The organism is Gottschalkia acidurici 9a (genome assembly GCF_000299355.1).
GTDB classification, from domain to species: Bacteria; Bacillota; Clostridia; order Tissierellales; family Gottschalkiaceae; genus Gottschalkia; species Gottschalkia acidurici.
Genome location: NC_018664.1, coordinates 1,909,453 through 1,921,950 on the forward strand (window position 1 = coordinate 1,909,453; position 12,498 = coordinate 1,921,950).

The 12,498-nt window shown below is 27.8% G+C and carries 11 protein-coding genes; 2 read left to right on the forward strand and 9 right to left on the reverse strand.

Annotated features, from left to right (window positions below):
- Positions 1-32 precede the first annotated feature (32 nt).
- Complete coding sequence (spoIIP, locus tag CURI_RS09185; RefSeq protein ID WP_014967977.1) at positions 33-1,223, reverse strand: stage II sporulation protein P; 1,191 nt, start codon at positions 1,221-1,223, stop codon at positions 33-35.
- Between the two features lie 85 nt (positions 1,224-1,308).
- A complete protein-coding gene (gene gpr, locus CURI_RS09190) occupies positions 1,309-2,283 on the reverse strand; it encodes a GPR endopeptidase (RefSeq protein ID WP_014967978.1) in 975 nt (324 codons plus the stop codon).
- Positions 2,284-2,504: 221 nt separating this feature from the next.
- Here gpr and rpsT point away from each other — a divergent pair, with 221 nt between their 5' ends.
- Positions 2,505-2,768 (forward strand): 30S ribosomal protein S20, encoded by a 264-nt coding sequence (gene rpsT / locus CURI_RS09195; protein WP_014967979.1) that lies wholly within the window; start codon positions 2,505-2,507, stop codon positions 2,766-2,768.
- A 92-nt stretch (positions 2,769-2,860) separates the two neighbouring features.
- Here the strand turns inward: rpsT and CURI_RS09200 are convergent, their stop codons facing one another.
- The 4 genes from CURI_RS09200 to argF all read right to left on the reverse strand — a co-directional run bounded on the left by CURI_RS09200 (position 2,861) and on the right by argF (position 9,275).
- Positions 2,861-4,516 carry a nucleoside kinase gene (locus tag CURI_RS09200; RefSeq protein WP_014967980.1) on the reverse strand — a complete coding sequence of 552 codons (1,656 nt, stop codon included), beginning with the start codon at positions 4,514-4,516 and terminating at the stop codon, positions 2,861-2,863.
- Between the two features lie 133 nt (positions 4,517-4,649).
- Positions 4,650-5,711, reverse strand: a complete 1,062-nt coding sequence (gene holA / locus CURI_RS09205) for a DNA polymerase III subunit delta (RefSeq protein ID WP_014967981.1) — start codon at positions 5,709-5,711, stop codon at positions 4,650-4,652.
- Positions 5,701-8,148, reverse strand: a complete 2,448-nt coding sequence (locus tag CURI_RS09210) for a DNA internalization-related competence protein ComEC/Rec2 (RefSeq protein ID WP_014967982.1) — start codon at positions 8,146-8,148, stop codon at positions 5,701-5,703. Before CURI_RS09210 ends, holA begins: the two co-directional genes overlap by 11 nt.
- A gap of 134 nt (positions 8,149-8,282) precedes the next feature.
- Entirely contained in the window at positions 8,283-9,275 is a 993-nt protein-coding gene (gene argF / locus CURI_RS09215; protein ID WP_014967983.1) for an ornithine carbamoyltransferase, read from the reverse strand.
- 219 nt (positions 9,276-9,494) lie between these two features.
- Here argF and CURI_RS09220 point away from each other — a divergent pair, with 219 nt between their 5' ends.
- A complete protein-coding gene (locus tag CURI_RS09220) occupies positions 9,495-9,890 on the forward strand; it encodes a bacteriohemerythrin (protein WP_014967984.1) in 396 nt (131 codons plus the stop codon).
- Between the two features lie 72 nt (positions 9,891-9,962).
- Here the strand turns inward: CURI_RS09220 and CURI_RS09225 are convergent, their stop codons facing one another.
- Genes CURI_RS09225 through CURI_RS09235 form a run of 3 tightly spaced genes read right to left on the reverse strand, consistent with a single transcriptional unit; the run spans position 9,963 to position 12,374 of the window.
- Positions 9,963-10,433, reverse strand: a complete 471-nt coding sequence (locus CURI_RS09225) for a phosphatidylglycerophosphatase A family protein (RefSeq protein ID WP_014967985.1) — start codon at positions 10,431-10,433, stop codon at positions 9,963-9,965.
- A 27-nt stretch (positions 10,434-10,460) separates the two neighbouring features.
- Complete coding sequence (locus CURI_RS09230; protein WP_041701732.1) at positions 10,461-11,300, reverse strand: alanyl-tRNA editing protein; 840 nt, start codon at positions 11,298-11,300, stop codon at positions 10,461-10,463.
- 60 nt (positions 11,301-11,360) lie between these two features.
- Positions 11,361-12,374: a hypothetical protein gene (locus CURI_RS09235; RefSeq protein ID WP_014967987.1), complete on the reverse strand. Its 1,014-nt coding sequence runs from the start codon at positions 12,372-12,374 to the stop codon at positions 11,361-11,363.
- Between the last annotated feature and the right edge of the window lie 124 nt (positions 12,375-12,498).

The following is a 12,498-nucleotide window of genomic DNA, read 5'->3' on the forward strand; positions in this document are numbered from 1 at the left end:
TTATATCATTTTTTCCTATAAAAAAAAGGAAGTTATTTATCTTCCTTTAAATCATTTATAACTTCATCTAATACTTCTGCTAATATCTTACCCGTTTCTTTAGCTTCATCTATTGTATTTAAGTTACTTCCAACTTCTACAAGTGCAGAGTAGTCGCTTAAATACTGATTGTATTTTCCTACTGGCTTTACTAGTACACCCTTACATATACCTGGATACTTTTCATTGGCTTTATCTCTTAAATATCTTGTAAATTTTAATAGTTCATCTTTATTCGGATTGTCTGGACCAACAACAAAAGAAAAAGTCGCTGCACTTTTTCCATTCACATCAATACGTGCTGCCTTTTTTAACTGATTTATAGATGGACTTTTTTCGTCATACCCATCTCTATGGATATCTAGTACGAATTTCAAGCTCTTATTTTTATTCAACTCGTCTTTTATTGTTGCTAAAGAGTTTACATACGACTTATTATAATCAGGAAGATCATGAGGTTTGTCTACGTGCTTTACTTTATGACCTTTTTTTTGTAACTCACTTCCTATTATTTCTCCTATACTTATTACATTGTATTGTCTTTCCTCTGTATGATAATTATTTTTACTAATTGGTGCGTATGATTCAGTTGCATGTGTATGGTATATTAATACATACGGATTTTTATCATCAATCTTAATTGCATTTGGCTTTTCACTGCTAATTAGATCCTTAGTAGTCTCTACTTGTTTCCCATTATAATTTTCTGAAGGATCTTCAGTAAATATTATATCCTCATAGTGTAAACTCTCTTCGGGATTCCCGTTATACATGTTTGAAGCTACATTTACATGTTCACTATTTACTAATGTGAATATAGCTGGCAATTGCATTTTAAAATACGTTTTAGGGCTAAAGAATTCTAAGGGTTTACTAATTATATTTCCAACACTACTTTTTAAATTTTTCTCTTTATAATTCTCTTTTAATGTCGTACCCATATATGAGTTACTACTAGCTAGTACATCTAAAAAGAAGTTTTCTCCCTTTATATTAACTTCATTTATATCTCTAGGTCTTTGTCCTGATTCCTTTTTTTCAACATTTTCATTAAATACAGGAACTGTAGCTTTTCTTTGTGAAAATTTTTTTATCACTTCAAATCCAAGTATTAAGTTAGCAATACATAATATAGCTACTATTATATAAAAGCTTCCTTTTTTATTCTTAATGTATCTCACCATAGCTAACACTCCTAACTTTTTCTAAAGTATATTAGTATAGTGAATTATATTCTCGTATTATTGACTTTATGATTATACTTTTCTTTTAGTTTAAATATCTATTAACATCTTTTAAATCTATTCCATGATGAAGTGATATATTTATACCATTTGCTACTATGTGAGACAAGTCATTTATTACATCATCTATCTCCTTTGGAGTTACTACTAGATTAAGCATTGATGGAGTTAGTACTTCTTCTATAAGTTGATGCCTTTCTTGAGAACTTAAGTCCTCTAACATTTTATAAAACTCACTTCCAACATCAGTTTCATTTTTCATGTTTCCTATTATTAAGTCTATGGTATCACTAACTATTGTAGCCGCATCTACTACTGTAGGTACTCCTATTGCTATAACTGGTACTCCTAAAAACTCCTTATTTAAAGCTTTTCTTCCAGTACCTACGCCAGAACCTGGACTTATTCCTGTGTCTGTTATCTGAATAGTAGTATTTACTCTTTCCATTTTTCTTGAAGCTAGAGCATCTACTGCGACTATTATGTCTGGCTGAGTTTTTTCTACTATCCCTTTTATAGTTTCACTAGTTTCTATTCCTGTTATGCCCATAACCCCTGGAGCTATAGCAGAAACATCAGCTAATGTTTCGTCTTCTGTCTTATTGTAAGCTTTAAAGAAATGTCTAGTTACATATATTTTTTCTATAGCTTTAGGTCCTAGTGCATCTGGTGTTACATTTCTATTACCTAACCCTACTACTAGTGATTTAGTATATTTATCTGGATTTATTACTGCTTTTAATTCTTTAGCTAAAACTTTGCTCATTTCATCCTTTAAATCTTGATCAGCATTTTTAAGAGCCGGTGCTTCTATAGTTATATAACTCCCTATAGGTTTGCCCATTTTTTGTGCTCCCATTTCATTTAAAATCTTTACCCTAGTTACTGAATAGTCCTCTTGTTCCTCTTTTTCTACTTCTACTCCTGAGATCTCTCTATTCGAGCCTTCTCTATAAAGTTCCCTTGCTTCTATTGCTAAATCTGTTCTAACCTGAAACATTTTTTCACCCCTATTTATTTTTTAATCGTATTTATATAATTTTTGCTATTACTCATTTTTTATTCTCTAAATTCAGAATAATTTTAAAATTCAGTAAAATTTCTTTCTTTTAAACCTCTATCTTTGATTTTTAAAGGCTAATAATCTTCTTTTTTCTTGCATTTTATATTTCTTCATGATAAAATTACTTTTGTTAATTGCATTCGAAGGGGGTGAACCAGTTGGCAAATATTAAATCAGCTAAAAAAAGAATAAGCGTTACAAGAATTAAGACTGCTTTAAATAAATCAAGAAAGACAGAAATCAAAACTTATATAACTAAGTTTAACAAAGCTTTAGAGGACGGAAACTTTGAAGAAGCTAAATCATTACTTAGAGTTGTTGAGAAAAAACTTTCTCAAGCTGCTGCTAAAAACACTCTTCACAAAAATGCTGCTTCAAGAAAAGTTAGTAGTCTAGCAAAAAAATTAAACAAAGCAGTTTAATATATGTAGCTGCATCCTTTATAAAGGATGCTCTTTTTTTATTCTAAAAAGGCTCATAAATATTATCAATAATATTTATGAGCCTTTCATATCTATTCGAAACAGCTTCCACCTATAAACTCCCTTATGATTGAGTTTTGTGGAATGTATTTTTCATCTAAATCTTGAAAGAATCTTAGAAGTTTTAGTATTCTAGTAGCTTCTGTAAATGCAGGACTGTCTGATTTTATTTCTTTAAGTAGTGGTTCTGCATATTTTTTCAGAACACTCATTTCATATATAATTGTTGAGTTAAACATAATATCTGCTTCTTCTTGATATGGAAATATATTTTTTTCCTCTCCTTCTCTTACTGAAGGCCAACCGATCAGTGTAGTTTCTGCATCATTTCCTCTACTTCTATTGTCTCTTATCATTCTTCTTAGTGTTCTTACGTCTGACACATACATGCTGTTATGATTATCTAAATTTAATTGAGTTAATGCACTTACATAGATTTTATATTTACTCTCTTTTGGAATTGTCGGTGTTAATTCTTCATTTAGGGCATGTATTCCCTCTACAATTAATATTGACTTATCTGTCATTTTATACTTCTCACCCGATGCTTCTCTTTGTCCAGTTATGAAGTTATACTTAGGGTTCTCTATTTCATTTCCTTTTAAAAGTTCAGTAAGGTGTTCATTCAAGAGTTCTACATCTACTGCTTTAATAGATTCAAAGTCTGGCTCACCATTTTGTTTTAATGGAGTGTGAGCTCTATCTACAAAGTAATTGTCAGCTTCTATATTATGTGGCTCTAATCCTAGAACCTTAAGCTGTATAGATAATCTATTTGAGAATGTGGTTTTTCCAGATGAGCTTGGTCCTGCTATCAATACCACCTTCAGTTTATCTCTATGTTCATATATAGAGTCTGCTATTTGGCTTATCTTTTTTTCATGTAATGCTTCTGCAACTAAAATCACATCTTTTATTTTTCCTGTTTCAATTTTTTCATTAATAGTTCCTAAGTTTGATACTTCTAATATTTTAGCCCATTTTTTAGTTTCCTTATATACAGATCTTAACTTAGGTAAATGTCTAAAAGGTGGTAACTTATCAATTTCTTTTTTTTCTGGAAGCATAATAATAAATCCTGGTTTCATGAACATAACATCGAAAAGCTCCAAATACCCTGTACTTGGAACCATAGGCCCATAAAAATAGTCATACATTCCTCTACATTTATATAAATTTACATATTCATAGTCTAGTGCATTTTTTAATAAGCTTAACTTGTCATTTGCACCATAAGATTTAAATATAGCTTCTGCTTCTTCTTTCCTTACCTTAACCCTTTCTATTATATCGTCGCTCTTTACTATCTCAATCATTTTTTCTTTTATTTTCAGTATATCTTTTTCATCAATTTCTCTATCGCAGAATATCTCTCCATAAATTTCGTTATTTATCGCATGATCTATAACTACTGAGGCATCTTTAAATACTTCATGAGCTGCTAGTACAAACATATACGAAATGCTTCTAGCATAGATTGAGTATCCTATTCTATCTGTTATATTAATAGGAACGATATTAGAATCTGCTTTAAGTCTTCTATAAAGTTCTACTATTTCCCCATTTACTATTGCAGCTAGTGGTTGTCCTGCCTTTTTTCCTGTCCCTATTATTTCCAATGTAGTTGTTTCAATATCAACCTCTTTGGATATGTTTCCTGGAAGTGTAACTTTTATTTTTTCATTCATATTAAGCCCGTTATGTAAGTCCTGCTAACGGTTCCACCTCTTTCTATCATATTTTCTTAGTATCTTTTTAGAATATATACGTCTTTATACCCAATTTATTTTAAAAATATATCTTTTATTCACTTTTATAAAATTAGTTTAACTTCTGGGAAAATTCAACTATAAATATTTCCATTCCTAATTTACCATCTATTTTTCCAGTCTTTATATTCTCATCTGTAGATATACATTTTTTCAATCCATTTAAGAGCTCTTCTGTTGTAAAGTTTCTTCCTTGATTAATTAATTTTTGAACGATAAAGTTGTGATATACATTTATTTTCTGTCCTATTGCTCCAATACTATATCCTTTTTCATACAATAACTTAGTCATAAATAAAAGTCTAACTTGCCTTACTATCATATACATTATTTTCTGTATAGGTTCTCCACCTATTGTCATTTCGTTAAACATCGATATAGCCATAGCAGTATTTTTTTGTCCAATAAAATCTACTAGCTTAAATATATCATTTTCTAAGCTTTTAGATGATATGCTATCTACATCTTTTTTAGTAACTTCTTCTCTACTTCCTATATAGCTTATAATCTTATTTATTTCATTTTCTAAGTCATATAGCGTTTTATTCGTACTCTTCTCTAAGTAAGATGATAAATTTAGAAAATATAGTATGTCATTTTTTAATATCTTTTTTCCATGATCCTTAAATTGACTAGATACCCAACGCTCTAATTCATCCCCTTTTAGTTTGTCAAGTTCTACTATAAGACCACTTTTTTTTATATTTTTAACTATCTTTTTTCTGCTATCAATTTTTTCTTCTTTACATATAAATATTAAACAAGTAGATTCACTCATATCTAAAATATACTTATCTAATTCTTCTACTTGTCTTTCATCTCTTTCAACCGATTCATCCTTGCCTTTACCCTTAAATATATCTAAATCTTCTACTACCACGATTTTTTTCTCTGACATAAATGGAAGCGTCTCACAAGCATTTATTATCTCATCATCTGTAGTTTTCTTTCCGTCTATATGTATATAGTTTAGTGTTTCAAACGAACTATCTAAGTAGTCTTGTTTTATTTTGGATATTATTATATCTTTCAAATACATCTCTTTCCCAAATAATAAATAGACTCTTTTTAACTGCTTTTTTTCTATATCTGTCAAAAACTCTTTATAACTCATACTGTCTCCTCTTTTTGTATTCTAGTATAAATCTTATTATAATGCCATTATACAGGATATAGCTACATATTGAATATATATTTTTCATAAGGAAGTTGGTAAAGCTCTTTTTATTGGTTATATAACTCGAAATACTTATTTTCTCTTTAGTTATATTTGCAGTTATAAGTCCTGATTTATCATTTCTTAATATTTTAGTTTTACTATCTCTGTATCTTTTCAAAACACTTTCATCCGGATGTCCAAAATTATTTCTCCCAACTTGAATGACTGCAACTCTTGGACTGAAGTGATTTATAAATTCCTCCGTTGAAGATGTTTTACTTCCATGATGAGGTACTTTTAATATATCTACACTCTGACTTTTATGCTTATTTATAATTCGCGCTTCACTTTCTTTCTCTATATCACCTGTAAAAAGTAGCTTTTTATTATATATACTTAATATAAATGTTAAAGACTTATTGTTATCATCAGTGTAACCTACTTCACTATTCAATGGATTTAATACCTCTATATAACTATCCTTATTAATTTTTAATTTATTACCTTCGATTATTATTTTTATTGGCACATTGCTTTGCTTGGATAGTTTCATTATATCTCTATAGAGATTACTATTATAATCCGTATATCCTATAAATATATTTTTTACCTTCATACTTCCTAATAAAGATAAAACCCCTTGGGCATGATCTTCATGAAAGTGTGTTAAAAAAATTCCGTCTATACTATTTACACCTGTTTTCTGTAAGTATGGAAGAAGTATATTTTCTCCTATATTAAAATTACTTAGAATACTTCCACCAGTATCTACTAAAATATTTTTATTATTAAATCTTATCAAACAACTATCTCCTTGTCCAACATCTATAAATTCTACACTTATATCTTCATAAAATGATTTACTCACAGTATTAAATACTAAACAAATTATAAAGTATCCATATATAACTCTTTGAATTTTCTTACTTATCAAAGTTATATCTATTATTTTTAATAATGTAATTACAATAAAATAGTAAAAAATAATTTCAAAAAAAGATGGTGAGTAAAAAATTATATTTAGATATGTGAATTTGTGCAATATATCAGAAATAAAATTAGATAAATTTAGAATTATATTTGCTAGTATCCCTATAAGCAAGCTTACTTTAGTATTTATCATAGAAGTTAATAATATTAAAAAACCTAAAACTAGTCCAGAAGATAATAATGGTACTACTATTAAGTTAGCTACTATAGATAGTATTTGTAACTCATTAAAGTAGTATATGACTATAGGTAGCACTCCTATCTGTGCCGCTATTATTACTGATATAGAATTTTTAATTGTCATGTTTTTAATCTTAACTATCTCTTTTATCTTTGGAGTAAATAGTATTATTGTAAACGTTGCTAAAAATGACAGCTGAAATCCTATGCTAAATAGCCAAAGTGGTCTATAAGTTAACATTATAAATCCTGAAAGAGGAAGTATGTTTAAAGAATCATATCTATAGTATGTAATACTAGCTATTATTAAAATACTAAACATAATACTTCCTCTAAGAACTGAAGGTGGATATCCAACTAAGTATCCATATATCCATATGATTAATATAGACAATACCATAGAAAACTTTCTATTGAACTTTAAAACATCAAAGCAGAATATTATGGCTCCATATATTATTCCTATATGCAGACCTGAGATGGCAAGTATATGTGATAATCCTAAGCTTCTAAATTTATCTACCTCTTCTTTATCTAGAAATGAATCATCTCCTAATATAATAGACTTTATAATTAAACTGTTTCTTTTGTTTAAGCTTTCATCTAGTTTCAGGGAAACCCATTCTCTAAACCTTATAGAGCTTTTTTCAAGAGTACTTATATTTTTACTACTTAATATTTTAATTGAATATCCATTGCTACTTCCCACAGAAAATATATCCTTAGTTTGTAGATGTAATTTATAATTAAATAATCTAGGATTGGTATTTCTATTTGGTTCTTTTATTTTTACTTCATCTAGTATTTTATCTCCTACTTTTATCTTTGTATCACTATAAATATTCAATATTGTTTTTTCATTTATATTATAAATTTTATCTTTATACTTTATCTTTTTCACATATACTAGATACTTCTCAAAGCCTTTTTCTTTAGCTATAGTATCTTTTACTATTCCCTCTAATTTCACTTCTTTTTCATCAAATTGGGGGAGCATATTTTTTTCAACACTATGATTAGTGGCTATTATACCTATTAGAAAAATTATTATTAAAACTATATATCTTATATATCTTCTTACTCTAAGGATATAAAGTATCAATGTTGAAATTATAGCTATTAACATTAGTGTCAATGTTAGATCTATATTAGTTTGAAACGTACGATAAAATATAATACCCAACAGATAAAATATAAAAATCCATAGAAAAGGTCTTTTCATTTTTTACTCCTATCATATTTTTATCTTTATATCGTTCTATTACATAATTTTAACATACATCTCATTTTAAGTTAACACTATAAAAGCTCATTATCAGCAATATACTGCGATAATGAGCTTTTATAGTGTTAATTTTATTTTCCTAAAGTTGCTACCATAATAGCTTTTATAGTATGCATTCTATTCTCAGCTTCATCAAATACTACTGAGTGTTTACTTTCAAATACTTCGTCAGTAACTTCCATTGCTTCTAGTCCATACTTTTCAAGTACTTCTCTTCCTACATCTGTATCTTGATCATGAAAAGCTGGTAAACAGTGCATAAATATTACATCTTTATCAGCCTTTTTTATCATATCCATATTTACTTGATATGCTTTAAGTTGATTTATTCTCTCTTCAAACTGATCTTCTTCTCCCATAGATACCCATACATCTGTATAAATTACATCTACGCCTTTTACACCTTCATCTATATTATCTGTTATAGTTATTTTTCCATCTGTTTCTTTTATTATTTCTTCTCCTGCTTTTACTATCTCATCTTCTGGAAATAGTTCTTTTGGTGCTACTATTCTAAAATCCATACCCATTTTAGCCGCACCTATTAAAAGTGAGTTAGCCATATTATTTCTTCCATCACCTATATACGCAAACTTTATACCTTTTAAGTATCCTTTTTTCTCTTTTATAGTTAGAAAGTCTGCTAGTATTTGTGTCGGATGAAACTTATCTGTAAGTCCATTCCAAACTGGCACTCCTGCATATTTTGCAAGTTCTTCCACTGTATCATGACTAAATCCTCTAAACTGTATTCCATCAAACATTCTTCCAAGTACTCTAGCTGTATCTTTTACTGATTCTTTTTTTCCTAATTGAATATCCCCTTTTCCTAGATATTCTGGATGTGCGCCTTCATCTACTGCTGCAACTATGAATGAACATCTTGTTCTAGTTGATGCTTTTTCAAATATTAATGCTATATTTTTTCCCTCTAAATTTCTAGGTTTTATCCCAGCATATTTAAGTTTTTTTAACTCTTCAGATAAATCTATTAAGTATTCTATTTCTTTAGGTGTAAAGTCCAGTAACTTTAAAAAGCTTCTTCCTTTTAAATTAATCGGCATAACAATCCCCTTTCTTCGCATTAGAATACATGCATATACTTACAATGTTTTTTATTACTCAATATTTTATTAATCTGATTATATCTATACTTTATATCAATTGTCAATATGTTTATCGTTTTTTTATTCAGTTTAGTTTATATATATACATGTGCTTTTAATATTTTTCTATCTTTGATATAATATAAGGTAATAGAGAATAATTTTGGGGGTGTTTGAATGTTATTTAAGTGGAAAGATGAGTTTAACACAGGAATAGATGAGATTGATTTACAACACAGAAAATTATTTGAACTAGGTTCTGAAATTTATGTTTTAGCAACTTTAAAGGATGGCTTAGATCATTATGATGAAATTATAAAAATATTAGATGAATTAAAAAATTATGCTGTTTACCATTTTGATTTTGAGGAAAAATATATGAGTTCTAAAAATTTCTCATACCTTGACGAACATAAGAAGCTACATAGTGCCTTTATAGATAAAATTTCAAGTATAGAATCTAAGGATGTAGATGATAAACAGAAGACAGTACTATTACAACTTCTAGACTTTACTGCTAATTGGATTGGTAATCATATTTTAAAAGAAGACTTTAAGTATAAAGATTTATAATATAAATAAAAAAACTCATTTCTTGAGATCTTATTATCACAAGAAGTGAGTTAATTATTTTATAATAACTTTTTAAGCATAGTTTCCATGTGCTATTTTTGAACATGCTGCTGCTACAATTCCACATATCAAATCATCTAAAAAAGTATTTACTCTATCTGTTTCCTTACCTATTCTATCAACCTCTCCGACTATTCCTAGTTTTAACTTATCTAAGTATCCAAAATTTGTTAACCCTATTGTTCCATATATATTAGTTATGCCCAAGGTTAATATTTCATCTACACCATAAAGAGGTTCATCTCTTTTCACTATAGATAATAGTGGCTCTTCTAGTAAATTCTTTTCAGCTAATTCATCTATCTGTATTCCTGTTAATATAGCGTGTTGAACTTCCCTTTTAGATAATACACTTTCTATATTATTCTTAGCCTGTTCCATAGATATTTTTATATAATCTTTTTGAAGTTCAATAACTAGATCAGCAATATCATCTATTGTTACTCCTCTATCCTCTAGTTTTTTTATTACAATTTCTTTCAATTACTACACCCTTTCTCACTTAAACATTTATTTTCGATTATACATACCTATTTCTTCTCTTAATATTCTAACTTGCTCTTCTAGTTTCTCTTTTTTATCTAATAATAATTCAACACCTTTATATATATCCCTTTCTTCTAAAGAAAGTAACTTAGATACACTATTTATACATTCGTTTTTCTTTTCATAATCTCTCAATGCTCTATTGCCACATACAAATTTTATTACTATACCCTTATTTTCAATTTCTTCATAATCTAATATTTTAATTATTCCAACCTCTCCCGAATTACTACAATGTATACTTTCACAGGGTGTAATATATATATTATCTATTTCCGCCACTCTAGTACCTGATTCTATTTCAGATTGACTTTCTTTACTTAATTCATATGTCTTAATTTTAAAATTAGAGTGAATTATACTATTTGCAAATTTTTCTATTCTACTTATATCCTCACCTTTAATCTTTTCTATATTTATTTCTATATAAGCATAACTTTCGTCTAACCTAAAGTTTATAGTCTCTTTATCATAAAGTTTATGTATAGAAGCAGATAAAAGATGTTGACCTGTATGTTGTTGCATGTAGTCAAATCTATTATTCCAATCTATTAAAATATTTACATCTTTAGAACTTATATTTTCTTTTAATACATGAACAATATGTTCACCTTTCTCAAATACATCTAATACCTCAATTCCATTTATAGTCCCTTTATCTTTTAGCTCACTATGCATTGTATTAGGATAAAATACAGTTCTATTTAAATATATATGATACATATCATTTACTTTTTCTTTTTTTATAACTTTTCCTTTAAACTCCCTTAAGTATGGATTTTCAAGATAAGTTTTCTCTGTCACAATTTTCACCCCTCTGTTCTTTAGTGACGATACCTCACTTTATCTTACAGTTTATTAGTATTAATTTTTATCGCTGTAATCTTCTATTATTTTTATTTCATTCTCTTTTATATATTTAATCTCCATATTCTTATTTATCACTTTATAGTATTTATCTCCTAATTTCAATAGATAATCTGCGGTCTTGCTAGTATCTTCTAGAATTCCCACTTCTTCTTTACTAGAAAGAATCTCTCCTTCTCCTAATATGAATGAAGAGTATTTTTCACTCCAAATGTACTTTATTTCAAAAAAATCTTCTTCAACTTTTTTAAACTTTTTAGGAATAGTATGATCTGCATTATCTTTAGCTTCAGACCTCTCTATTGTCTTTGATACCAGCAGACTTATATGATTATCAACATTGTATGTATAGTCGACTACACTTTTCTCATTTAGTTTAAACCATTTAGGCTTTTCTTTTGAAGGATCTATCCACTTTTCATAATAAAATGCTTCATAATTTAATGACTCTCTAAATACTTCTTTAAATTCATTATCTATTTCAGTAAATAGTCTAATAAAGTTATCTGTAAAGTAGGCCCCTATACTCTCATCTAAAACTTCTTCTACCATTAAAAATCTTTTATCACTAGTATCATTTCTTTTTACAGATACACCTTTTATACTTGTTAAGTTCTCAATTTTATTAGCAAGCTCATATCCACCATTGTTTGTTTTATATATAGCTATTGTTCCTAAATTCTTAGATAAGTTAACTGCTATTATTAGTTCCTTTTTTTTATCACCTATTATGTCTATAGGATATAATGAAATTTCAATGTAATCCATATACTCTGTCCAATCACTATATCCTAGATCTTTAATTACTATTTCTTTTATTCTTTTTTCTGCTTGTTTTTTTGCTTCTTCATTTGTTGAAAAATATTTTTTTACTAAATTTTCATTCAAACCTTCTTTAAATACTATATTATTAATTGTAACACTAGCTGGCTGTGTACTTGAGTAAGTTTTAGCGAATAAAAAAGTTGTTAGAATAAATAGTGTTATAATTATTATAAATGATTTTCTCATTATATTCATTCCTTTCTACTTATTTTTCTTTTCTTGTTTGTTACAGCGTATTTTTTTAGTATAATTTAAGTATATTAATTTAATTTGACTTATATGTAATTACTATTAATTTGAAGGGAGATTT

Bases quoted from the DNA above. Each gene is read 5' to 3' on its own strand.
- CURI_RS09235 (WP_014967987.1), bottom strand. From the start codon at position 12,374: ATGAGAAAATCATTTATAATAATTATAACACTATTTATTCTAACAACT.
- CURI_RS09210 (WP_014967982.1), bottom strand. From the start codon at position 8,148: ATGAAAAGACCTTTTCTATGGATTTTTATATTTTATCTGTTGGGTATT.
- CURI_RS09200 (WP_014967980.1), bottom strand. From the start codon at position 4,516: ATGAATGAAAAAATAAAAGTTACACTTCCAGGAAACATATCCAAAGAG.
- CURI_RS09220 (WP_014967984.1), top strand. From the start codon at position 9,495: ATGTTATTTAAGTGGAAAGATGAGTTTAACACAGGAATAGATGAGATT.
- spoIIP (WP_014967977.1), bottom strand. From the start codon at position 1,223: ATGGTGAGATACATTAAGAATAAAAAAGGAAGCTTTTATATAATAGTA.
- holA (WP_014967981.1), bottom strand. From the start codon at position 5,711: ATGAGTTATAAAGAGTTTTTGACAGATATAGAAAAAAAGCAGTTAAAA.
- gpr (WP_014967978.1), bottom strand. From the start codon at position 2,283: ATGTTTCAGGTTAGAACAGATTTAGCAATAGAAGCAAGGGAACTTTAT.
- argF (WP_014967983.1), bottom strand. From the start codon at position 9,275: ATGCCGATTAATTTAAAAGGAAGAAGCTTTTTAAAGTTACTGGACTTT.